The organism is Sporosarcina sp. GW1-11 (genome assembly GCF_033088395.1).
GTDB lineage: Bacteria > Bacillota > Bacilli > Bacillales_A > Planococcaceae > Sporosarcina.
Genome location: NZ_JAPMIW010000025.1, coordinates 11810 through 35496 on the forward strand (window position 1 = coordinate 11810; position 23687 = coordinate 35496).

25 protein-coding genes and 2 pseudogenes are annotated in these 23687 nt (G+C 39.9%); 17 read left to right on the forward strand and 10 right to left on the reverse strand.

Annotated elements, in window-relative coordinates; genetic code table 11:
- Together ORD22_RS13070 and ORD22_RS13075 are read left to right on the forward strand one after the other, a co-directional pair.
- On the forward strand, positions 1–1162 hold a 1162-nt coding region (locus tag ORD22_RS13070), incomplete at its 5' end, for a DUF3427 domain-containing protein (RefSeq protein ID WP_317646514.1).
- Between the two features lie 149 nt (positions 1163–1311).
- Complete coding sequence (locus ORD22_RS13075) at positions 1312–2133, forward strand: YitT family protein (RefSeq protein WP_317646515.1); 822 nt, start codon at positions 1312–1314, stop codon at positions 2131–2133.
- Positions 2134–2198: 65 nt separating this feature from the next.
- On the opposite strand, the gene ORD22_RS13080 is transcribed toward ORD22_RS13075, so the two are convergent.
- Complete coding sequence (locus ORD22_RS13080) at positions 2199–3935, reverse strand: methyl-accepting chemotaxis protein (RefSeq protein WP_317646516.1); 1737 nt, start codon at positions 3933–3935, stop codon at positions 2199–2201.
- A 232-nt stretch (positions 3936–4167) separates the two neighbouring features.
- On the opposite strand from ORD22_RS13080, the gene ORD22_RS13085 reads away from it, so the two are divergent.
- The gene (locus ORD22_RS13085) at positions 4168–5622 is read left to right on the forward strand and encodes a protein adenylyltransferase SelO (protein WP_317646517.1); all 1455 of its coding nucleotides are present in this window, start codon (positions 4168–4170) and stop codon (positions 5620–5622) included.
- Positions 5623–5686: 64 nt separating this feature from the next.
- On the opposite strand, the gene ORD22_RS13090 is transcribed toward ORD22_RS13085, so the two are convergent.
- Entirely contained in the window at positions 5687–6121 is a 435-nt protein-coding gene (locus ORD22_RS13090) for an S-Ena type endospore appendage (RefSeq protein ID WP_317646518.1), read from the reverse strand.
- Positions 6122–6318: 197 nt separating this feature from the next.
- On the opposite strand from ORD22_RS13090, the gene ORD22_RS13095 reads away from it, so the two are divergent.
- Complete coding sequence (locus tag ORD22_RS13095) at positions 6319–7257, forward strand: S-Ena type endospore appendage (protein WP_317646519.1); 939 nt, start codon at positions 6319–6321, stop codon at positions 7255–7257.
- A gap of 44 nt (positions 7258–7301) precedes the next feature.
- On the opposite strand, the gene ORD22_RS13100 is transcribed toward ORD22_RS13095, so the two are convergent.
- The gene (locus ORD22_RS13100; protein ID WP_317646521.1) at positions 7302–8630 is read right to left on the reverse strand and encodes a TrkH family potassium uptake protein; all 1329 of its coding nucleotides are present in this window, start codon (positions 8628–8630) and stop codon (positions 7302–7304) included.
- A gap of 221 nt (positions 8631–8851) precedes the next feature.
- Here ORD22_RS13100 and ORD22_RS13105 point away from each other — a divergent pair.
- Together ORD22_RS13105 and ORD22_RS13110 are read left to right on the forward strand one after the other, a co-directional pair.
- A pseudogene (locus ORD22_RS13105) lies at positions 8852–9257 on the forward strand (spore photoproduct lyase family protein); the annotation flags it as partial.
- Between the two features lie 108 nt (positions 9258–9365).
- The gene (locus ORD22_RS13110) at positions 9366–9593 is read left to right on the forward strand and encodes a hypothetical protein (protein ID WP_317646522.1); all 228 of its coding nucleotides are present in this window, start codon (positions 9366–9368) and stop codon (positions 9591–9593) included.
- Between the two features lie 28 nt (positions 9594–9621).
- Here ORD22_RS13110 and ORD22_RS13115 read toward each other — a convergent pair whose 3' ends face one another.
- Both ORD22_RS13115 and ORD22_RS13120 read right to left on the reverse strand, forming a co-directional pair.
- On the reverse strand, positions 9622–9777 hold the full coding sequence (locus ORD22_RS13115) for a hypothetical protein (protein ID WP_317646524.1): 156 nt from the start codon (positions 9775–9777) through the stop codon (positions 9622–9624).
- Positions 9778–9852: 75 nt separating this feature from the next.
- Entirely contained in the window at positions 9853–10770 is a 918-nt protein-coding gene (locus ORD22_RS13120) for a patatin-like phospholipase family protein (protein WP_317646525.1), read from the reverse strand.
- A 177-nt stretch (positions 10771–10947) separates the two neighbouring features.
- On the opposite strand from ORD22_RS13120, the gene ORD22_RS13125 reads away from it, so the two are divergent.
- On the forward strand, positions 10948–11295 hold the full coding sequence (locus ORD22_RS13125; RefSeq protein ID WP_411567656.1) for a DUF378 domain-containing protein: 348 nt from the start codon (positions 10948–10950) through the stop codon (positions 11293–11295).
- Between the two features lie 48 nt (positions 11296–11343).
- Here ORD22_RS13125 and ORD22_RS13130 read toward each other — a convergent pair whose 3' ends face one another.
- Both ORD22_RS13130 and ORD22_RS13135 read right to left on the reverse strand, forming a co-directional pair.
- Entirely contained in the window at positions 11344–12099 is a 756-nt protein-coding gene (locus tag ORD22_RS13130; protein ID WP_317646527.1) for a purine nucleoside phosphorylase YfiH/LACC1 family protein, read from the reverse strand.
- Entirely contained in the window at positions 12096–13223 is a 1128-nt protein-coding gene (locus ORD22_RS13135) for an amidohydrolase (RefSeq protein WP_317646528.1), read from the reverse strand. Before ORD22_RS13135 ends, ORD22_RS13130 begins: the two co-directional genes overlap by 4 nt.
- Before the next feature lie 169 nt (positions 13224–13392).
- On the opposite strand from ORD22_RS13135, the gene ORD22_RS13140 reads away from it, so the two are divergent.
- Positions 13393–13488 carry a helix-turn-helix domain-containing protein gene (locus ORD22_RS13140; protein WP_317646529.1) on the forward strand — a complete coding sequence of 32 codons (96 nt, stop codon included), beginning with the start codon at positions 13393–13395 and terminating at the stop codon, positions 13486–13488.
- Between the two features lie 62 nt (positions 13489–13550).
- Here ORD22_RS13140 and ORD22_RS13145 read toward each other — a convergent pair whose 3' ends face one another.
- Positions 13551–14312 (reverse strand): SDR family NAD(P)-dependent oxidoreductase, encoded by a 762-nt coding sequence (locus ORD22_RS13145; RefSeq protein ID WP_317646531.1) that lies wholly within the window; start codon positions 14310–14312, stop codon positions 13551–13553.
- Between the two features lie 135 nt (positions 14313–14447).
- Between ORD22_RS13145 and ORD22_RS13150 the strand changes: the two genes are divergently transcribed.
- Positions 14448–14909 (forward strand): RidA family protein, encoded by a 462-nt coding sequence (locus ORD22_RS13150; protein ID WP_317646533.1) that lies wholly within the window; start codon positions 14448–14450, stop codon positions 14907–14909.
- A gap of 122 nt (positions 14910–15031) precedes the next feature.
- Entirely contained in the window at positions 15032–16588 is a 1557-nt protein-coding gene (locus ORD22_RS13155; RefSeq protein WP_317646536.1) for an ABC-F family ATP-binding cassette domain-containing protein, read from the forward strand.
- 150 nt (positions 16589–16738) lie between these two features.
- Here the strand turns inward: ORD22_RS13155 and ORD22_RS13160 are convergent, their stop codons facing one another.
- Positions 16739–17611, reverse strand: coding sequence for a LysR family transcriptional regulator (locus tag ORD22_RS13160; protein WP_317646539.1), 873 nt, complete (start codon positions 17609–17611; stop codon positions 16739–16741).
- Between the two features lie 119 nt (positions 17612–17730).
- On the opposite strand from ORD22_RS13160, the gene ORD22_RS13165 reads away from it, so the two are divergent.
- The 3 genes and pseudogenes from ORD22_RS13165 (at position 17731) to ORD22_RS13175 (ending at position 20074) form a co-directional block, all read left to right on the forward strand.
- The gene (locus ORD22_RS13165) at positions 17731–18426 is read left to right on the forward strand and encodes a CoA transferase subunit A (protein WP_317646541.1); all 696 of its coding nucleotides are present in this window, start codon (positions 17731–17733) and stop codon (positions 18424–18426) included.
- An 18-nt stretch (positions 18427–18444) separates the two neighbouring features.
- Positions 18445–19072: pseudogene (locus ORD22_RS13170) on the forward strand (3-oxoacid CoA-transferase subunit B).
- Positions 19073–19141: 69 nt separating this feature from the next.
- Positions 19142–20074, forward strand: a complete 933-nt coding sequence (locus tag ORD22_RS13175) for a 3-hydroxyacyl-CoA dehydrogenase family protein (protein WP_317646543.1) — start codon at positions 19142–19144, stop codon at positions 20072–20074.
- 97 nt (positions 20075–20171) lie between these two features.
- On the opposite strand, the gene ORD22_RS13180 is transcribed toward ORD22_RS13175, so the two are convergent.
- Positions 20172–20504: a DUF5658 family protein gene (locus ORD22_RS13180; RefSeq protein ID WP_317646544.1), complete on the reverse strand. Its 333-nt coding sequence runs from the start codon at positions 20502–20504 to the stop codon at positions 20172–20174.
- A 223-nt stretch (positions 20505–20727) separates the two neighbouring features.
- On the opposite strand from ORD22_RS13180, the gene ORD22_RS13185 reads away from it, so the two are divergent.
- From ORD22_RS13185 to ORD22_RS13200, 4 genes are read left to right on the forward strand one after another with little or no spacing between them, the layout of a single operon-like run.
- Complete coding sequence (locus ORD22_RS13185; protein ID WP_317646545.1) at positions 20728–21099, forward strand: GntR family transcriptional regulator; 372 nt, start codon at positions 20728–20730, stop codon at positions 21097–21099.
- On the forward strand, positions 21099–22007 hold the full coding sequence (locus ORD22_RS13190) for an ABC transporter ATP-binding protein (protein WP_317646547.1): 909 nt from the start codon (positions 21099–21101) through the stop codon (positions 22005–22007). Before ORD22_RS13185 ends, ORD22_RS13190 begins: the two co-directional genes overlap by 1 nt.
- A complete protein-coding gene (locus ORD22_RS13195) occupies positions 21976–22740 on the forward strand; it encodes a hypothetical protein (protein WP_317646548.1) in 765 nt (254 codons plus the stop codon). Before ORD22_RS13190 ends, ORD22_RS13195 begins: the two co-directional genes overlap by 32 nt.
- Positions 22737–23480, forward strand: a complete 744-nt coding sequence (locus ORD22_RS13200) for a hypothetical protein (protein ID WP_317646549.1) — start codon at positions 22737–22739, stop codon at positions 23478–23480. The genes ORD22_RS13195 and ORD22_RS13200 overlap by 4 nt, the downstream gene beginning before the upstream one ends.
- Positions 23481–23687: the final 207 nt, after the last annotated feature.

Here is a 23687-nt window from a genome sequence, read left to right on the forward strand (position 1 = left end):
ATCGATGAATAAAGACAATGTTCGTCGATATACGAAGGATACGAGTTATATTAAAGGCGTTTCAACTATTAACTTTGAAGATGTTGCTCAAAAGCGGATTTTTAGCGCAATTAGCAGTAGTAATCTGACGTCCTTGAAAATCTTGCGTGATGCATATCATGATTTGAAAAATAAATTAGGCAGAGTTCCTTACCTATATGACTTCGTAGAACAGCATTCAATTGATCCGGTCGTTATTGTAGATAAGCACAATAACTATTTCAATTTCCTATTGCGGTTGAAGGAAGAAACGCCGATGATCACGCCTTATGAAAACCAAGTATTGACGATGTTCTCGTTAGAGTTGATGAGTGGTAAACGAATGCATGAAATCGTTCTAGCAGAGTTATTAATAGATAAGGGAAGAGTACATGTAGATGAGTTCATTGAACAACTTCAGTTGCATGGGTGTCATGTAGATTCGGATACCATTGCATCTGTAAGACGTATATATGATTTGTCGTTCTATACACAAAATGCACGAAAAAAATATGGTGACAGAGCGATTATTACAATGGATAGTAATAAAGTATTTACATTTAATGATACGATTCGGGAAAGTTTGCACAATGATTCTTATGCAGCATTTTTACTAGCTGATATTTTATGTTGTGCGCGCGAAAAGGCGAAGAGTTATGACTTTTCACAACCACTAACATTGCATGCAAAGTATTCACGTAAAGATGTATGCAAGTTACTAAACTGGCAAGCAGATGAGAGTTCTACGATGTACGGCTATAAAACGAAGCATGGTACATGTCCTGTCTTCGTTACGTATCATAAACATGGAGAAGTAGAGTCGAGTGTAGATTACGGTGATGAATTTATTAATCCGGAGTTATTCAAATGGTATACACGTAGCAATCGCACACTTCAATCTAATGAGGTACAAACAATTATTCAAGCCGAGCAACAAGATATTGATATTCATCTTTTCGTAAAGAAAGATGATGACGAAGGCACGGACTTCTATTACTTGGGTAAGGGATTTCCAGATCAACAAAGTGTAGCTGAAGATCGTATGCTCGACAGTAAAGGCAAGAGATTGCCCGTCGTTCATATGAATATGGTGATGGAGCATGCGGTTGAGAGTAAACTGTATAATTATTTAATAGAAGCTTAAAACCCGCTAGATTGCGTATTTGCAGTCTAGCGGGTTTTGCATATAATAACGGGGAAAAGGTAGGGTGTCAATATACGAAATATGATGTAAAATGACAAAGGCACGTCTACCAAGAAAGGACGGAATCTCACATGAAGACCCAGACAACGATGAGAAAGTTACTCACAGAGTATAGTTGGATTATGATTGGTTCAATATTTGTCGGCTTAGCCTTTAATATGTTTTTCTTACCTGCTAGGCTTGCGGCGGGTGGTGTATCGGGAATTAGTACAATTTTGTATGAACTATATGAATTTGAACCAGCCTTTATACAATGGCTAATTAATATCCCGATATTTTTCCTTGGATTCGTATTGCTTGGAAAAGAGTTTAGCCTTAAAACATTAGTAGGTACATTTTTTGTACCATTTACTATTTGGCTGAGTGCTGATATCCCGTTTACGATAGATAATCCATTGTTATCGGCTATCTATGGAGGGATTTTACTAGGAGTGGGACTCGGTATTGTCTATCGGGGGAACGGCTCTACAGGAGGTCTCGCGACGGTTGCACAAATTGTTAAAAAGTATTCGGGTTTGTCAAGTGGCTATGCCCAACTACTCGTCGATGGTATGGTTGTCGTCGCTTCTGCGGTAGTGTTCAATCTCGAATTAGCCCTTTTTGCGATGATGGCTATTTTCGTAACGAGCAAAGTGATTGATTTTGTTCAATTACAAACGTCTCCTTCTAAACTTGTATTGATTATTACCGAACACGAAGAGAGAATCCAGACGATTATTAAAGAAGAAATTGATCGAGGATTAACGATAGGTGGTTTTTCAAATCAAGAAAAGACGATGATTTTATGTGTGGTAGAGCAACAAGAGGCGATTTACTTGAAGAGAGTACTGCAAGAAGAAGAGCCCCATTCATTTGTTGTTTTTCTAAATGCATCTGAAATTTTAGGTAAAGGATTTTCATTAGCTAAATAGAAAATAAGGAGATCACGAAAGTCACGGTATGTGACGTTTCGGATCTCCTTATTTATAGGGATCAGTTATATAATAGGTTGCACAGTAATAGATTCTTTTGCGTTCGTAGCAATCAGTTCGTTAAGAAGGCGAATAACTTCAACGGAGGAGGTTTCCAATTGACGTAGGTTTTCTTCTGCCGCTTTGATATTTCCTTGTTCGAAATTTGTTGCTGCTTCACGTGCGTATTTGTGCACGTCTGCATGAGGAGCCATCATGCTTTGATAGGCTGGTAAATGACCTAGTTTCTCTTTTGTGAGTGGTTCACCATACCACTTACCTAAACGACAATCGTGATGGGAGGAAACGTCAGATGGTTTGACAGTCTCCAAACCAAGAAGCATATTGTAAATGCGCCACTTCCAAAGAATATGGTCTGCTTTTGATAATTGTAATAAGGCATTCGACGATAAATGTACATTATTATCTTCAATGACACGTAAACGGAAGTTGTTGATTTCTTGACTTAAACCATAAATGGAAGCTGATGTTCTTTCTCCAAAGTCACGAATATCATCCTGTGCTTGAGAGATTGCCATCATGCGGTGAGATACTTCGTCAATAGAAGCGGCTTGCTGTTCAGAAATAGCTGCCGTATTACTAACATCCATATTGATTTCTTCGATTGCTGCTACAATAGCTGTTAGCAAAGGCAAGGCATTTTTTGCTTCTGCAGTAGCATGGTTTATAATTTTTGTTGTTTCTTCAATGGAAGTTGACACGTTATTTGCGTACGATTTTAGATGACCGACATTTTCCGTCACTTCAGATAATGCGGATACTGTATTTTCGGCAAGTTTTCGTACCTCTTGCGCAACGACAGCAAAGCCTTTACCGTGCTCGCCTGCACGTGCTGCTTCAATAGATGCATTCAACGCTAATAGATTTGTCTGGCCTGCAATGCCATTGATTAATTGTACAACGTTTTCAATTTCTCCTACACGATGTTGTAAAGAAGCAAATGTTTCCACGATAGAGTGGAACTTTTCTTCAGTCTGGAATATATCATCTAACGTAGTTTCAATCGTCTTTTTACTATTCACAGCGTATTGTACTGAGTCTGCTGTTTTTTCTGAAATCCGTGAAGATGTATTGGCTACTTCCGTAATGGATGCAGTAATTTGTTCAGTTGCCGCAGTGGATGACTGGATTTCATCGGACTGGTTGTCTAGATTGAATATCAAATCTTTCATAAACATGATTTTAGCGTTTGTATCAACAAGAGTAGAGATTTCTGTTACGACATGTTCAACCGTTTGCTCAGTCATTAGTTCAACATAGAGTTGTTGATCAATATTAACGGCAGCTTGGAGTGACTTCATCAATTCGAATGCTTTCGTTGGGCGGTAACCGAAGTGGTATAATAGATGTGTCTGGATATAAAATGCGAACTGATTCAACAGTACAATCGTTTTACCCGCTTCAAAGCGATGTTTTCGTAAAGTGAGGAAGAATTGCAATGTCTGTTCCATATACTCTTTATCACGCGTGTATGTAAAGAAGTTAGTTAAATACGTATCAATTACCGTTTTAGGAACTGGATTTTGGTGATTAGGGGAGAGTTCTTGTAAATATTGCTCAAAAATTTCTGATATAGTAGGTGTGATATTCTTTAGTTTTTTATGTAACTCAGCAAGATTTTGGACATCAACTTTTCGAAAGTTATTATAGTGAAGTGTATCTAAAAAACGTGTAGGCGCTTGTAAATCTGTACCGCGCTGTAATAATTGTTTGACATCCATTTTGGGACGAAATGAAGACATGGTATGAACCTCCTAATACGTCGTTTATAACTATTATAGATAGTTTCTCATATAAATCAATATGATTATGTAGAAATGAACTTACTTTTATGTAAAAAGTGCTAAATGCCATTAAAAAGTCATGATTCATATATTGATCAATAATACTTGGCTTTTGTCATGATTAGACATCTACTTCTGTATCAAGGTCGATTGAAATAAGCATAATGTATATGAAATGAAAGGAGAACGTATGAAAAATAAAAATCTGATAGGTTGGAATGTAGAATGTAGCTTCCGCGAGTTACCAGAAGCTTTTTATACTGTCGTAAAACCGAATACTGTTAGTTATCCACAACTTGTCGTAGTCAATGACAAGCTTGCAACTTCGCTTGGTCTAGATGCGAAGCAATTGAACTCCACAGAATACGCTGCTGTTTTTGCAGGAAATGAACGCTTAGAAGGGCTGGAGCCAATCGCACAAGCTTACGCAGGTCATCAATTTGGTAATTTTACAATGCTTGGTGATGGACGTGCAATGCTCTTAGGTGAGCATATTACTAAAGATGGGAACCGAGTGGATATACAGCTGAAAGGTTCTGGAAGGACTCCTTATTCACGTGGAGGGGACGGTCGTGCAGCTCTCGGTCCGATGTTACGTGAGTATATTATTAGCGAAGCAATGCACGGACTCGGTATTCCGACGACGCGTAGCTTGGCTGTCACAGTGACGGGCGAGCCTGTACTACGAGAAACTGCGTTGACAGGAGCAGTACTGACAAGAGTAGCTTCAAGTCATTTGCGTGTAGGCACTTTTCAATACGCTGCTGCGCGTAAAGTCGTTGAAGATTTGCAGGCATTGGCTGATTATACGATTATGCGTCATACGCCAAAATCTGCTGATGAAGAACAACCGTATTTATCGTTGTTGGAAGAAGTAATCGCACGTCAAGCTTCCCTCATTGCGAAGTGGCAGTTGGTAGGGTTCATCCATGGGGTAATGAATACTGATAACATGACGATTAGCGGTGAAACGATTGATTATGGTCCGTGCGCATTTATGGATAGCTATGATCCAGCAACGGTCTTTAGCTCAATTGACGTTCAAGGAAGATATTCGTTCCGTAATCAGCCAGGTATCGCGGAATGGAACTTGACGCGATTTGCTGAAACGCTTTTGCCGTTATTGCATGAGGATAAGGATGAAGCTGTGAAACTGGCAGAGAGTAAGCTTTCTGAATTTGCCAGGTTGTATGTAACTGAATGGATGAGAGGGATGCGCGCGAAACTTGGTTTATTCAATGAAGAAGAACAAGACGAAACGCTAGTTCAGGATTTATTGAACATCATGAAAGAGCATCAGGCGGATTATACGAATGCATTCCGTTCATTGACACTAGGACAAGCGGAGGATATGTTCAATACTGCTGACTTTAGAGAATGGAAAGAACGTTGGACCGCTAGATTACACCGTCAGCCGAATGATCAAGAAGCGGTGGAGGAGCTGATGAAACAGCATAATCCTTCCGTTATTCCAAGAAATTATTATGTGGAAGAGGTTTTACAAGCGGCGGAAAGTGGTAATTTAACTCCATTCGTCAAGTTGCTAGACGTACTTGAAAATCCGTATGCGTATACGGTGGAGCAAGAAGAGTATGTGAATCCACCAGAAGACAAGACGCCTTATCAAACATATTGTGGGACATAAACACAGCCTATTCGACAACTTAGTCGAGTAGGCTGTTTTCGTTACATCTATTATACTGTTGAATTTACACTGTAACCGTATAATTCAATTCTAAACAGTATTTTCCAAAGCAAGTTTTACATGGTGTTCCTTGACAGAGGATTTCCACACTAGCAATGTCGGGGAACGTACGGCTCACTGTGTTTCCTGTTTGACCGTTTTGTGTACACTTTTCCGTTGGACGAGGAACCGCAAAACTTCCGTCATCACCGCCATAGATAACTCCATTGCTGTCTCTAACAACTACGCCAAGTCTATCATCACACCCCCCTTGGTAGTTAATTGTTACTGTACCGGAGATTGTCCCAACGAAGCTGTTGTCTTTTTCCCAAAGAACTCTTAAGTCAGCAGGGAAACTTGAACCGCATGGATAGCACCAGTTCCCACAAACCGAAGTAGAAGACAAGAAAGACTGTGGTACTGGTGGGAAAACCGGATCTGGACTACATCCACAACTCATATTGTTCACCTCCAATCTGTTGTTTGAAGAACGTATCGTGTTGCTTTGTCCTTCTGTTGTATCTAATGCAGAAAACAAGACAATGTATAGTTGCTTGTCTTGGAGTATCTGAATAAATATTTTGATAGGTGATTTGTATAAGACCTATTTGTAAGTAGCGCATACTATACAATACTAAAAAAATAAGGGATGGGTTGATGGATAGACGAAGAGGGGAGCATCATGGCCAGTGTAATAATCTAGTCTCTGCAAATGACTTGATCCAGTTGACGATGCGAACTAAATTACTACGCGTGGCTAGTAAGATGACGAATGGAGATTGTTTTACGACGAGTTACTTTATTGTGAAGAGTATTGATCGTAAAATCGGTTCTGTCGTTCTACAATTAATACGCCCGATTTTCAGAAACAGGCTATTATTTATTCGAACGAGTCAAGTGTTATTGATAAATTTAAATTGTGTGTGTGCAACGCAAAAACTATACTACCCTATTTTAGATTGGGTAGAGCTATGTTCAACGACGCGTCATCGTATGTGCGGAAATGTTTGTATGAAATGGTCGCTTGAACAATCTGTTATCTATAAAAACTATACGCATACGCCATCTATTGCGTTCTATGTATTTTCTTATTGGAAGGGTGAGAAAGAGGAGATTCAGTTACGAATCACTAGTCGCTCGGGAAAGGTAGTATTGCTGACAATTCCTAGAGGGGAGACGAGGAGTATAGCCGTCACGGATCTGGTGAAAGTCAAAATTGTTCGCCAATCATCTCCTATTATAGGTAGTTATACAAATTCACTTCATGAAGTGTATACAAATAGAATTGAAGATCCTGGTTGTAGTCACCAAAAGTACTTTACAGAGCGTGCTTTGATTTCAGAAACACTTCATGTATGCTCTGCGTCGGGGAAGGTTTTTCAAAATCATACGAACAACTTGCTGACTGCGACCGTTACAATTCGAAATACTAGTAATAAGAGTATAACTAGTAGGTTGAATAAAACAGCGTCGATTATCATTCCGCCACATACGTCACGTTCAGTCACCGTACCTTCACTACAAGTCATAGAAATAGACCACAACGACTCAGCGCAACCTGTAGAGTTCAATATATCTTTTCATGCCGTTGTCTAAACGACAAAAAAAGTGTCTGTTTGTATCAGACACTTCATCTTTAATCATCCTGTATGCACGTGGTCGTATGAATAATGATACGACTCCTTTTTTGTACGAATTAATAGGAAGAATAATGTTAAAGGGCCGATGCGACCTAAAAACATGACAAGACAAATTATGATTTCACCGACAGGGCTTAGGTCACTAGTAATGCCTAATGATAGTCCAACGGTTCCGAACGCTGAAACAGTTTCGAATAGCAGCGGCAGGAAGGGCATTTTTTCTGTAATGGTCAATAAAAATAAAGCGACAAAGATTACACCAGAGCTTACAGCTGCAACAGCCATGGACCGAAAGATGATTTCTGTTTTGATCGTCCGATTGAACATATGTGGTTCGCTAATACCTTTAAAATAAGAAAGAGTAGTTAATAAGATAATGATAAATGTTGTTAGTTTAATACCGGAAGCGGTTGATGCGCTACCTCCTCCGATGAACATCAGCAAAAGAGTCAGTAGTAATGAGGATTCTTCCATATCTCCCATTGCGACCATATTGAAACCAGCTGTTCTTGGGGATACAGCTTGGAAGTAAGACGTCCATACTTTATCCAAAAAACTCAGTTCCCCGATGGTTTTATAGTTATGGAATTCCATGATGAGCAAGAATAGCGTAGCCATCGTGTTCAATATGAGTGTGCCATAAATCATGATTTTTGTATGAAGTGTCCATTGTCGAATCGATTTCTTTTGTATAACATCCATTACTACGACAAACCCGATGCCACCGATGACGAATAATGCGGATAAGATGATAATGACCTCTGGATTACCAGCGAACGGCATGAGATTATCGGGGAACAGTGAAAACCCAGCATTATTAAATGCGGAGACAACATGAAATACACTGTAGTATAAGCCATCTTTCCATCCGAATTCAGGTACCCAAAAGATTGATAACGCAATAAACGCAATGCCTTCTGAGATAAAGACAAACAGAAGAATTTCACGAAGGAATTTAACGGTACCTCCTATGGACCGGTAACTAAACGTTTCTTGAATGAAGATACGGTTTTTCATACCTACCTTTCTTCCAAGAATGATGAGTATGGCTACGGCGAAAGCCATTAAGCCTACTCCACCAATTTGAATTAGCAGTAGCAGTACGACTTCTCCAAATACAGTGAGTGTGGAAGAGATATCAATTACACTCAATCCTGTCACGGTTGTAGCGGAAGTAGCTGTGAAAAGGGCATTTACCCAAGTAATCGGTACTTTTGTTGCGAAAGGTAATTTTAGAAGCAACGTACCGATTAAGATAGTGAATAAAAAAGATAAAGCGATTAAAGCAGGTGGAGATAGGTGCTTTTTTCTACGCTTAGTTATTTTCATCCTCACTCATCTCCTGTTATGTACGAATGTATAACATGATTATCTCTATATACAGAGTATTGATTATTCTTATAACAATGCAATAGGTATATAGAACTTTGGTTTGTAAAGAATAATCCATTCATCATAATATTAAAGGAAAAGTCCACACGATCGTAAATCCACTATGGATAGGAGATAAAAACGATATGAATAAACCTTTCATTCCTCAGTTGGTCTATTTTGAACCGGGAACATCACCATTAGATAAACGAATGGAAGCAGCTGGAAAAGTGGCAATATCCGCTTGGTTTTATCGTTGCACCTATCTACTTACATGACGGGTGGGAAGACGGCTATCGTCATTTATTTGAACGTCTAGACGCTGAGTTACCAGAAGATGCACGGGTTGATATAACTTTCGAGTTAATTCAGCATCGTTTTACAAAGTCTGCGAAGAAAGTGATTGAAAAGAATTACCCCAAGACTAAACTGGAATTGGATGAAGAAAAACGTAGATATAAATGGGGTAAGTATGGAATTGGAAAATATATTTATCCGAAAGATGAAGAAGATCAAATTAAAGAAAAGCTGTACAATTATATAGATGAGTTCTTTCCGAATGCAAAGCTAGAGTACTTCACATAACTTTTGGATAGAAAAAAAGACTCGTAGCCTTTATAACATAAGCAACAAGCCTTCGTTTTAAGTTCACCGAAAATTGTGATATAGTGTTGGGTAAAGGAGTCGATAGTATTGAGTAGATGTACAATTGATCATACGCAAAATGATGTGGTGCAAAAGTTGATGGAACAGCAAGCGTTATTACCTGGTGAATTGGTGAAGCGTGGTGAACTGTTTTTGAGTAAGCCTTTGGGCCAGGAGACATTGAATGAAGTATTTCATCTATTAAAGAAATATGATTTGGTTACAGAAGAAGAAAGAATGAAGCGAAACGAGACGATGGAGCAGTTATTTAGATAAGTAAGAATTACTTACTATATATGTTTAATCACTGGACATCGTTAGCCAATAGGGAAATCGCTGATTCAAGCAACTGAATATCTTTTAAGATGAAAGTCTTTATGTCGGCGGGCGCAGTGTCGTATTCGTCTGTTAGAAGTTCAAGCTCACGAGTGAAGAGTAGATCCTCAGTAAAGTTAGTCATTATTGCAACCCTCCTCACTAGTCATTTTACCCGCCAAAGCAATGATGTAAACTGCATACAATTCAAATGTTTCATTTAGATGACATTTCGGTGACTAACTAATTTGGCTTGCACTGGTGACCAAGTTAGCAGGAATTCCTTGGTACGACTACGTCCGATTGCTAGTAGTTCTTCGATTTGTTCTTCACCTATATCAAATTGCGTTGCGCTATAATTTTCTACTGGGATGAAAACTATACTTTTTTCATGTGTACGCGAAATATACTTTTCGTCATGTGCATTTTTCATCGTGGAGAATAAGGCTTCGAATAATTGTAATGCATTATGAATGGAGCGCCCTGGTACTTCTTCTTGACTGCGACTTAGCTTAAGTCCAATTAAAGGATATTTTTTTGTTTGTGGTACATTATCGAAAATCCACATCGGAAAATTGCTAAGTATACCACCATCCACGACTATAGTTCCTTTTGGTGCATCCAATCGAACAGGTTCAAAAAAGTAAGGAATGCCGCAACTCATACGTAATGCTTTTGCGATAGAAAATTTGTCTGGATCGTAGCCGTAGTCCTCAAGATCATCAGGTAACACCATCATTTTGCCGTTCGTTAAATCGGAGGCAACTAATTTTAAAGAACCTTTCGGAAGGTCGCCAAAGGCATAGCATCCTTTTCTCGCAAGTTTATCAAAGAACCAACCCTCAAGTGCTTTTCCTTTATATAACCCCATCCTCCAATACAGAGTGACCCATTTCATGAATGAAAATGGCAGTAATGTCTTGCGAGGATCAAGTAGCAATTGGAAATCTTCTTCAGCTAACATGACTTCAATTTCATCTGCTGTATAGCCGGCAGCCAAGAAGCTTGCTACTATTGCACCTGCACTCGTTCCTGCAACATTCTCAAAGTGGTACCCTAGTTTTTCTAACTCTTGAACAGCACCTACTAATGCAAATCCTTTTAATCCGCCGCCTGAAAAAACGCCATTAATTTGCATACGATCCCTGCTTTCATTTGTAGTGGTCTTCTAATTTAGAGTCTAGAGAGCCAAAATAGAACTGTCTTAAAAGAATTGCCTAATGAAAATGCATGAAAAGTCTCTTTTGGTGAACTATAATAGGGAGTCTATACATAGTTGTCGTGGATTCAATGATCTATAGAGGAGGTGTGTGCATTGAGTGGTTTTATGCGGTTTGCATTGGCGTTAGTCATTATCGGGGCATTAAATTGGGGATTAATCGGATTTTTTAACTTTGATTTAGTTGCAACTGCATTCGGAGGACAAAATACAACCCTCGCGAAGATTGTCTATGCTGTTGTAGGGCTGAGTGGATTGGCGACAATTGCTCTTTTATTCAAAACAAATGAAGAAATTGTCACTGATGTCGAAAGGGAAGAAGAACCTAGTGATCGCTTTGATCGGATTCGAAATGTGAATTACAATACAGAATTCGGCGAGGAACTAGATTTTAAGAAAAAGCGTAAAGAAGTAAAAGAACCAATTGAAAAGGATAAGTTGTGATAGAAAAGGTAGGCGGGAATGTCTTACGTTACATTCCTGTCTACCTTTTTATACGTTTCTTTTGATAAAGCTAACGTGCCGACCTGCTTGTTTGTCCTCTCGATAAGAAAAACCATCTGGACTTTGGAACGTGCACGTACGATCAATTGTAATATTTGCAGCGGGAATTCCAGCCAATTCACATTGTCGTTTTACTGTTAGTTGATTGTCGATATGATATTTGTTTGTTGCTTCATTGTAGCGGATGAATTCTTCTGCATAACCGAGTGAATGAAACTTTTTAAAGACATCTTCATCAACTTCAAACTTTTCTTGACTAAGTGCTGCACCGATTTGTACGTGCATATGGCGCAAGTCACAGCTCTCAACTTCTCGTAGGTGGCGTAGAAGTTTCGGTGTGATTTCTTTCACGGTTCCTTGCCACCCTGAATGAATAACTCCGATAAGTTCGTCAGCATGAAAAATTACCGGTACACAATCCGCGGTCATACTGCATAGCACAATGTTCGGTTCAAACGTGTAGAGCGCATCCGTATCTACAAGTGCAGATTCTTGTTCGAACACACCTTTGCCGCGGTCTAGATCCGTCACGCGGTGAAAGTTTGCACTATGTGTTTGATTGGCAAATACAAAATCTTCAGGCTTACTTTGTAGGAAACTAGCCAATAGTTTTCGGTTGCCGATTACTTGTTCGGCAGAAGTACATGCGTGAAGCGCCATATTATAGCACTCCGGCTCATTACAATCTTTCATCGTCATGCCTGAGAGAATTTGGTCATGGTCGTGATAGATAATTGTTTTCATAGCTCTTGATCCGCGTTTAGTAACATTTGAGTTAGAATTTGGGCTCCGTATACTAATGCTTCTGTATTGAATGACATTTGTGGATGATGCAGTCCTGGTTTCAAATCGCAGCCCAGACCAATCATTGTTGCGGGGATGTCAGGCGTTTTCCACGTGTAGAAATGGAAGTCTTCCGCACCTTGTGAAATACAAGGACCATCGATATTCTCTTCTCCCAACACAGAACCAATGGCTTGCTCTGCCAATTGGACTGCAACTTTGCTTTCAGTAGCGGCAGGGGAATAGCCTTCTTCTTCATACGTAATTTCCGTCTCTGTCAATTCACCGACATTGTCGATAATGTGACGAGCCTTTTCAAGTAGCGCATCCATCGTTTCATTTGATTCTGCACGAACATCCAATGTGAAACGTGCACTTTCTGGAATTGAATTACTCGTTTCACCACCATGGAGCTCGGTGATTTTAATAGAGAATTTTTTATTGCCTGGCAGGCGGATTTGCCGTAATGCTTGAATAAGGAAACTAGCTGCTTCAATTGGATTATTACCTTCTTCAGGTCGAGCTGCGTGTGCAGGTGTTCCAATAATCGAACCGATAATTGTGGCGGATGAACCGTGTAAAATGACGGGTGCAGCTTTACCAAACGGAACTTCTATATGCGGTCGAACATGAATGCCTCCTAAAAATATTACGTTTTCTAGAACGCCTTCCTCCATCATTTGCAGAGCACCTTCTGCAACTTCTTCCGCTGGTTGGAAAACGAATCTCAACGTATGTTGTGGACTAGACTCACTTAGTGCCAATGCCGTGTACAAGGCCATCGTACTGTGTGCATCGTGTCCGCATGAATGGTTCGCTTTCACTACGCCATCTATTTCTTGAACCAATGCATCCATATCGGCACGTAGCGCAATGACACCTTCTTTTTCACCAGGTATTTCAGCAATGAATCCATAATGATCGGTATACGTAGTGACTTGCAAACCAGCTGCAGCTAATTTTTCTTGTAAATAGCGGGAGGTCTGCCGTTCTTCCCGACTAGGTTCAGCGATAGCATGTAGTTCTGAATAGGTTTGAACAATTTGTTGTTTATGTTCTTTAATGAATTCAATTGGATTATTCATTCGAAAAACCTCCGCTGTTATCAGTTTCCGACAGAAGACTCCCTCTTCAATCATGTGAAGGGCAGAGCCCGATGATAAGAGGGAGATGAATGTCGGTTGTCTGTAGACAAAACAGTTTCTGTAATGACAGAATGAGAACGTGTATTCCCGTATGAAATGATGTGAAGTAATGTTGGTCAACAAAGCATATAAGTTTCGGATCTATCCAAACAAAGAACAAGAAGTTTTAATTGATGATGTATTCATTGTTCAAATCGATGAATGAAGAGTTATATAAAATGAAATAAAAAGGGCACACGCGAATCCAAATACGTGTGCTTTTTACTATTATTGTGCTGTTTGACCGCCATCTACGGCTAGATTAACCCCTGTGATGTACGATGCTTTGTCTGAGCATAGCCAAACTGCTGCTTGTGCTTGTTCTTCAGGGCGTCCCATGCGTCCTAGTGGAATACTGTTTTCCATGAACTTCGCTTGTTCAGGTACTTCTTTTGCCCAATGTTCAACGGCAGGTGTCAATGTCATGCCCGGACAGATGGAGTTAACGCGGATGCCTTTTTTACCGTATTCGAGTGCGACAGATTTTGTCATGCCATTAACAGCCCATTTTGCGGCGCTGTATGTTGCTAGGTTTTCAGAACCTAATAAGCCAGAAGTGGATGCTGTATTAACGATAGCACCGCCACCAGACTCTAGCATGGCGGGAATTTGATGTTTTAAGGATAAGTATAGACTTGTTTGGGTAATTTGGATGCAACGATCCCAGTCTGCTGTATTAGTTTCTGCAATCGGTTTAGAGGGTGCACCGATTCCGGCATTATTATGTGCCCAATCTAAGCGCCCATAATGTTCAACAGTTTGCTTCACTAAGTCAATGATTTCCTGCTCTTCTGCTACGTTACATTTGATAAAGATTGCGTCTCCGCCTTGTTCCTTCACTAGACGAACGGTTTCATTACCTGCTTCTTCATTAATATCCGAAACGACAACTTTTGCTCCTTCCTCTGCAAACGCAAGTGCGCTTTCTCGACCAATACCACTACCCGCTGCTGTAATAATGCCTACTTTATCTTGCATTAATTTGCCCATTAATAGTTACCTCCTTTAGTGTTACTAGTATTGTTCTACACCTATTGCCAAAATCCTTCTGATTACGAAATACTTTTGACCGAACTACCAAGCATGTTATGATCAAGTTGAATTTTGAGAATGGGAGGATGTCCAATGACTATCGAAGAACGACTACAAGACCTTGGAATTGAATTGCCTGCACCGTCAAGTCCAATGGCGAATTATGAGATGACAGCGCAACTTGGCAATGCCTTATATACGTCTGGTGCTGGTTATATGCGTGCAGGAAAACCGATGATTACAGGGAAACTAGGTGATACCGTTTCCGTGGAAGAAGGTTACAATGCGGCGCGTGAAACGGCACTGCAATTGATGAGCAATCTACAAGCGGAACTCGGTTCATTAGATCGAATTAAAAGCTTTGTGAAAATACTTGGCTTTGTCAATTCAACAGATGACTTTATACGTCAGCCGGAAGTAATCAATGGGGCATCTGATATTATTATTGAAGTGTTTGGCGACAAGGGAAAACATGCGCGGTCTGCAATTGGCGTTAATACATTACCATTTGATATACCTGTAGAAATTGAGTTGATCGTGGAAGTAAAGGATTGAGGGAGAACTAGCCTATTTACAAGAGGCTAGTTTTTCTTTTACTGAGGCAATTATGTGCGTAGGGTGGTAAAATGAGTTATTACGTTTATATCGAAACGAATGAAAAGGAATAGGTGTACAACATGAGTTTATTAACAGTAAAAAATATTAGCCACGGTTTTGGCGATCGAGCAATTTTTGATGATGTATCATTTCGTTTATTATCAGGTGAACATATCGGGTTAATAGGTGCAAATGGTGAAGGAAAGTCTACGTTTATGAATATCATTACACATAAACTGGAACCAGATGCTGGCACAGTGACTTGGTCGAAGCGTGTCCGTGTCGGTTATTTGGATCAGCATGCATCGTTAAAACAGGGAATGTCTATTCGTGATGTGTTACGCACAGCGTTTCAGTACTTATACGATATGGAAACAGAATTGAACAATCTATTTGCGAAGATGGGTGAAGTAGAGCCTGATGAACTGGAAAGTCTGTTAGAAGAGACAGGACAAATTCAAGATTCCCTAGAGCAAAGCGGATTTTATATGATTGATGCCAAAGTAGAAGAGGTCGCAAACGGTCTAGGGTTGAATGAATTCGGACTGGATACAGAGGTTAATGATCTAAGCGGTGGGCAACGTACGAAAGTATTGCTTGCGAAACTACTACTCGAAAAGCCTGATATATTGTTGTTGGATGAGCCAACGAACTATTTGGATGTTGAGCATATCGAATGGCTACGCACGTATTTGCAGGAGTATCCGGGTGCATTCATTTTGATTTCGCATGATATTCCGTTTTTGAATAGTGTCATTAATTTAATTAATCATATGGAAAATCAACAAATCACTCGCTACCCAGGTGACTATGATGAGTTTTTACGCGTTCATGAGATGAAGAAGCAACAAGCGGAGTCTGCATATAAAAAGCAACAGAAAGAAATTGCAAACTTAAAGGATTTTGTTGCACGTAATAAAGCCAATGCTGCGACTAGCCGTATGGCGATGTCCCGACAGAAGAAGCTTGATAAAATGGATATTATTGAAATAGATTCGGAAAAACCGAAACCACATTTTGATTTCAAAACAGCAAAAACTCCCGGGAAATATTTATTTGAAACGAAGGATCTTGTAATCGGTTATGAAGAACCACTTTCAAAACCACTCAACTTAGTTATGGAGCGAGGACAAAAGATTGCTTTGGCAGGAGCTAATGGGATTGGGAAAACTACTTTGCTAAAAAGCATCCTTGGTGAAATTCCTGCCCTTTCAGGAAAAGTGGAACAAGGTGAACATCTATCGATTGGATACTTCGAACAAGAAATGAAAGCAGATACAGATAACACGTGTCTTGAAGAAATCTGGGCTGAGTTTCCACATTTCGCACAGTATGAAGTGCGAGCTGCATTGGCGCGTGTCGGATTGACTACGAAGCATATCGAAAGTAAAGTGAAAGTTCTGAGTGGGGGAGAACGTGCAAAGGTGCGCCTATGTAAACTCGTTAACTCAGAAACCAACTTATTAGTATTGGATGAGCCAACCAACCACCTCGACTTTGATGCGAAAGAAGAGCTTAAACGTGCGTTGAAAGAGTATAAAGGTAGCATCCTTCTCATCTCACACGAACCAGATTTTTACGAAGGTGTCGTAACAACTATTTGGAACGGTGAATCTTGGACGACGAAAAAGTTCTAACTTGTTCCACGTGAAACAAAAACTCCAACCGAGTGTCGGTTGGAGTTTTTGTTGTTCAGTAATGCTTCCGTGGTCTGACTTTTTCGATGAGTTCTTCATAAGATAGACGAATAGTTCTACACTTTTAGGGGGACAGTATAATGTGTTCCGTCACTTGTGAAACATTTCCATGAACTTCTTAAGTGCGAATGAATGATAACTGTCTTTTTTTGTTACGATGCCGAGTTTCCACAATAGCGGAGGTTCTTCTAACGGGACTATTTTAATCTGGTCATTGGAGAATTTTTCGGAAATAGATTGAGGCAATAATGTAATTCCTAGTTTCGCTGCCACGAGTTCAATGATTAAATCCCATTGGGAACTTTCATAAGAGATCATTGGGTTGAAGCCTACTTCTTTGCAAGCACCAATAATATAACGGTGCAATGTAAAGCTCTTGGAAAATAGAATAAGCTTTTCGTCTTTTAAGTCGGATAGCTTAACAGCATCTCTCGTTGCAAACGGATGGTCACGATGAACGAAAACGAAGAACTTATCGGATATAAACGGTTGGACATTGAAGATTTCTGTATCAGTTGGTAAGACGATAATACCAGCGTCAATCTGTCCTTTATCTACGAGGTCTTCGACTACTTTTGCACCGTGCTCGTGTAATTCAATCGTTATATTGGGATAATTAGATTGTAGGTTTTTAGCAATCTGAGGGAAGAAAAGAGTACCGATTAATGGTGGCATGCCGATTTTGATCTCACCCGCTACGCCTTCTACGAGATCCTCCAATAAAGTAGGAAGTTCCGCTACTAAATTAAGTATTTGCTGTCCTTGTGAATAGACAATATTTCCTGCGTCTGTAAGTTTTAAGTTACGGGTAGAACGATTAAAGAGTGTAATATTCAGTTCTTCTTCAAGTTTTTTAACAGATTTACTTAATGAAGGTTGGGACATATACGTATGTTCCGCAGCCTTCGTAAAACTTAAATGATTGGCTACTTCGATAAAAGCATTAAAGTCTTTGAGATCCATACGAATCAACCTTCCACTTCATTTATTCTAAAGAAGAATACTATTCATTCCTTATATTCATTTTACATATAAGTCAGAACTATGTAAACTATTACTAAAGAGTTGGAGGAGGTTACGGTATGAGCAAAGTATATGATTCATTCGTGAAAGCGGTTTCGGATGTTCAAGACGGCAGTACGATTATCGTTGGTGGGTTCGGGTTATGCGGTATTCCAGAAAAGTCTATAGAAGCATTACGTGAAAGTGGCGTTAAAGATTTAACGATTGCTAGTAACAACTGTGGTACGGATGACCAAGGGCTAGGTATATTACTTGCCAATAAACAAATCAAAAAGATGATCGCTTCTTACGTTGGTGAGAATAAGATTTTCGAAAAGCAGTTTCTAAGTGGAGAATTGGAAGTCGAGTTGAGCCCTCAAGGAACACTGGCGGAAAGAATTAGAGCAGGTGGCGCAGGTATTCCTGGATTCTATACAGCAACGGGCGTTGGAACACCGATTGCAGAAGGTAAAGAAACGAAAGAGTTTAACGGTAAGACTTACTTGCTTGAGGAAGGAATTGTTGGGGACTTTGCTCTTGTAAAAGCTTGGAAGGCCGACACACTTGGCAACTTAGTGTATCGCAAAACGGCTAGAAACTTTAATCCACTTGCAGCAATGGCAGGCAAAATAACCATTGCAGAAGTGGAAGAGATTGTAGAAGCAGGCGAACTAAAGCCTGAAGAAATTGATACACCAGGTGTTTATGTGCAACGTGTTTTACTTGGAACGGACTATGTAAAGCCGATTGAACGCTTAACAGTTAGAAAAGCGTAAAAAGGGGAGATGACAACAATGGATACTCGATTAACAATCGTTAAACGTGCGGTAAAGGAAATACAAGATGGTATGAACGTAAATCTTGGAATCGGCATGCCGACACTTGTGGCAAATGAAATTCCTGCAGACGTCAACGTATTATTGCAATCGGAAAACGGACTGCTCGGTATTGGACCGTATCCGGTTGAAGGTCAAGAAGACGCGGATTTAATCAATGCAGGAAAAGAAACCATCACAACAGTACCGGGATCTTCATTCTTTGATAGTGCAGAGTCATTTGCGATGATCCGTGGCGGACATATCGACTTGGCGATTCTAGGCGGTATGGAAGTTTCTGAAAAAGGAGACTTAGCTAACTGGATGATTCCGGGGAAAATGGTCAAGGGAATGGGCGGCGCTATGGACTTAGTAGTAGGCGCTAAACGTGTTGTTGTAATCATGGATCATGTTAGTAAGCATGGTGAATCAAAAGTGAAGAAGACATGTGGGCTGCCTTTAACGGGTCTAGGCGTTGTCGATAGTGTTTGATTTCACGGATGAAGGTATGGTACTTGTGGAAACATCTCCAGGCGTTACTGTAGAAGAAGTGAAAGAAAAGACGGAAGCATCTTTTACAATTTCACCTAATTTTACAGCGAATTAATTTTTGACGATATCCTAACTTCAGGGTATCGTCTTTTTAACATAATGGGGTTAATTTGGAGGTTGTTTTATGGAAAAAATAGCGGTAATAGGATGCGGAACGATGGGACACTCTATCGCGTTAAGTGCTGCATGGGCTGGATTTGATGTGATGATGTATGGGATTTCTGATGAAGAACTGGAACGCGCTTTTGACAGTATCGAAAATAAGTTACACGTGCTGATGGCTAACGACTTGCTGACAAGCGATGATTTACTGACGGTCCGTGACCGAGTAACGACGGTAACGACGATTGAAAGAGCGGTAAAAGATGCGACCTTCGTGATCGAAGCCGTACCTGAGCGTTTAGACTTGAAGCAACAAGTCTTCAAACAATTGGATAGTCTTTGCGATCCGACAGTTATTTTAGCAAGTAATACATCAGCCATTAGTCCAACCGATATTGCAGCGGAAACAAAAAATCCAGAACGAACGGTCATCACACACTTTTGGCATCCGGCGCATTTGATCCCATTAGTTGAGGTGGTTCGTGGTGAAAAAACAAGTGATAAGACAGTAGAACGATCGATGGCATTAATGAACGATCTGAATAAAAAGCCAATCGAATTAAAAAAAGAAGCACCTGGCTTTGTAGGTAATCGTTTGCAGTTTGCTTTATTACGTGAAGCGCAGCACATCCTGGAAGAAGGAATTGCTTCCAAAGAAGATATTGACGCTGCGGTACTCTATAGTATCGGTAGAAGATTATCTGTTACCGGTCCATTTTTATCGGCGGATATGGGTGGTTTAGACGTCTTTAAGGAAATTTCTAATTATCTATATAAAGATCTATCGACGGCAAAACTATCCGCATCTAGTATGGATGAGTTAGTAGAATCAGGCAAACTTGGTAGTAAAACAGGTGAAGGTTATTATGAATGGAGCCCTGATTTTACTGAAGAGATGAATACTGCGAGAGAAAAAGAATTGATTCGTTATGTAAAACAAGATAGAGGACTATGATGAAAAATGCCAGAATTCCCGACTAAACTGGGGGACTCTGGCATTTTTTCATGTACTTCAAACGTACAATCCTAAAAGCGGTTTACTATCCGCGGACTCACATCGCCGCAACTACCAACCAAAAAACATGGACGAACATCACCACAATATAAAGAAACAAAGCAGTTGTCAGTGATACACGTAGCCAAATGCCCGACTTACTGATTGTAACGATATATAGAAGTAGTAGTGGCAATCCTAATTTGACGATGTAAAACAGCGCAATACTCTGCTCGTATAAAAATGCGACCAACAGATTCGCTTCTTGTATATGCCCTGAACGAAGACCATAGTCCGTAAAAACAGCATCTAATACACATAAGCAAGCTAGTAAAAAACCTGCGTTCAATAATCTGTTTTGTTGAATGGGGAAGTCTTTTACAGTATTCATTTGTTTCGCTCCTAACATACGTTATAAATAGATAGGATGTGTTGGAAATGTCCATTTTATACAATGAAATGAATTCATTGACGACTATTCTCCAACCTTTTCTTGAAAGATGTGCGGCATACAGCCAAACATCTTTTTTCACGTAGAGTTGCATTTATCTACTAGAAGGAGTATAGTACATTACAACAGTAATGTACTGGGTAACCTGAAGGTGGTGAAGCTCTTGTTGGAGATTGACGGAGAGAAACCAATTTATTTACAGATCGCAGAATGGTTGGAGAAAGAAATTATTGACGGTACGCTGAAAGCCGATGACAAGGTGTATTCGCAATACCAGTTAGCGGAGCTTTTTAATATTAATCCGGCAACTGCTGGGAAGGGGCTGACGATTTTGTTAGATGCGGAACTTATTTATAAAAAGCGCGGACTTGGAACGTTTGTATCATCGAATGCACGGGAGAAGTTGCTAGAGAAACGCAAAGATTTTACACTTCGTCGCTTAGTCCGAGAGTTGCTTGATGAAGCAAAATTACTTGGGATAGAAGAACAGCAACTTATCCGATTAATCGAGTCAGAGCGAAAGGGGAGGGCATGATGGAAGTCATTACGTTACGGGATGTTACAAAAAAGTATCGATCATTCAAAGTGCTCGACCAAATCACGCTAGATATTCGTAGAAATGTTATTACAGGCGTGGTCGGAAGAAATGGAGCGGGTAAGACGACGCTCATGAAAATGATTGCTGGTTTCACGAAAGAAACAAGCGGTGAGTTACGTGTGTTTGGTGAACGACCTTTTAATAGTCTTACTGTGTCTGCGAATATGATTTTTGTTGACGATAGGATGGGCTTTCCGGACGCTTTTAAACTTGAGGATATTTTAATAGAGTGTGATAGGTTTTATGAAAATTGGGATGATGAACTAGCTAAGCGGTTATTGGAATATTTTCAGCTTCCTCTAACGTTTAAGCATCGTGTGCTGTCCAAAGGGAAGCGTAGTACGTTCAATGCAGTGATTGGAATTGCATCGAGATGTCCATTGACGATGTTCGATGAGCCGATTACGGGAATGGACGCAGCAGCACGCAAAGATTTCTACAGGGCGTTGCTGAAAGATTATATTGCGCATCCACGAACGATTTTATTATCAAGTCACCATATGGAAGAAATGGAGGACTTGTTAGAAGATATTTTATTGATTGATGGGAAAGGTGTTGGGTTTCACGGCCCAATAATAGATTTACAGGAGAAGTTTTTATCACTGCAAGGTAAAGCAAACGCGCTCGAAACATATGCCACCCGATATGCGATCATTCATCGTTCCATGGCGGGTCCGTTGACAGAGTGGATTGTCGATAATGAGTATTCAGAAGCAGAATTGAATGAATTGAGGCAAGCAGGAATCCGTGTAGCGGGAGTTACAGCAAGCGATGCCTATTTAGCGATGACGGGGCAGGCGGGAGGAGGGGTCGATGATGTTTTCAACGCAATGGAGCGTCAATGAGTTAGCGAAGCGTCAGTTTTTATTCAAATTAAATGGAAATGGGTCTATCTTTTCTGTACTGATCGTATTGCAGATCATTGGCACGGTCTTAATGGGTGGCTCAGCGACTTCCACATCCACATCCACGTATACGGAAGAGACAAATATACTATCATTTAACTTTTCAGCGATTTCAAATGATGGTCAAGTAGGATTGACGTTGTTTTGGGCATTTATTATAGGATTTGTTCTGACATCGCCTGCGCAGCGCAATGAATCATTTACATTTGTAACAAACCGTTTGACCTTTCAGCTCGCAAATTTCTACTTCTTCTGTACAGCCGCACTTTTTGGTGGCGTGACAACCGTTTTACTTGGATCAGTTATGAAAATATTTGCGATGTTTAATGTCAATACTGTGATGCAAACGAATGGGTTACTGTCTTCGCCACTCGATTTCTTTTCACAAATTTTTGTGATGACTGCTTATACACTGCTTTTAATGTTGGTAGGTTACACACTAGGTTCATTTATTCAGTTCAGTAAATTGTTTATTATGCTGTTTGCGCTAGTCTATATTGTTTTTACACAAACGACATTCTTTACAATAGGTGGAAAAAATATTGATTTACTGCACTTTTTTTATGGAGAGACGTCGATTCTATTATTCACATTGAAAATCTTACTGGCAGTTGCGGTGTTGTTCGGTGCTAGCTTTTGGGTGACGAATCGTTTGGAGGTGAGAAACCCATGATGATTTTTGCAGTAGGAGCAACTATTGTACTATTAATGGTTATTGTAGTCCTTATGCTAGTAGTAAAAAATGCAGGGCGTCTGGGCATAAATAAGATATTTCATCGCAAATTTATTATTGGTTATCTTATCTTACTCTTGATTTTTCTAATTATTGCTGAAGTTATGGAACGAAACTATGAGTTTGAGCAGTTATCGATTGTCGAAGGAGAGCAGTATGGATTTGATGTGAGAAATGCGGTTGAAAAGGGTTTACCTATTCCGCAGCGGCTCATTGCGACAAAGAGAACACATGAAGTAGAAGAGAATTTTTCAATACCGAAATTTCCTGATAATGCTATTATTTTGATTGAGAGAACAACAGATAAAAGTAATCTTATAGAAGAGACCGTGTATAGACCTGAAATGTTGGTGGAGTTTGGTGGCTTTGATAGCAGGAACTATGACGGCTTGGGTGGCACGTATTATGATGTGTCAGACAAGATACAAGTTGAATTACCTGTTTGGGACAGTCGTTCTATGTACGTACCTTTGCAACCATCAAATACTATACACTACACGTTTTATCATGACTCCAATATATTGACTCAATTTTCGGAAGGACGGAGGATTGGCTATAGTTATAGCTCAGGTTCAATGTCGGGCACGATGACGGTTCATTTGCGTATTCCTGAATCGATTGAGCTCCATCTTCCACAATCAGCGGATGAATTTGAGAACTATAGGATTGAAATATTATAATCGAAAAAACTGTAGACTACTCAATTAAGAGCATGATAATCCATCGCGTGCGCAGTCTTTACCGTCTACAGACTAAAACAGTCGCCAATAAACATATGCGGCTGTTTTTTTTTGGCCGAGAAATTTTCCGTCGAATAGAAAACGCTTACAAAATTTGCGTTGACAAACATTAAAGAAAACGCTTACTATATATTAAGCGACTATATA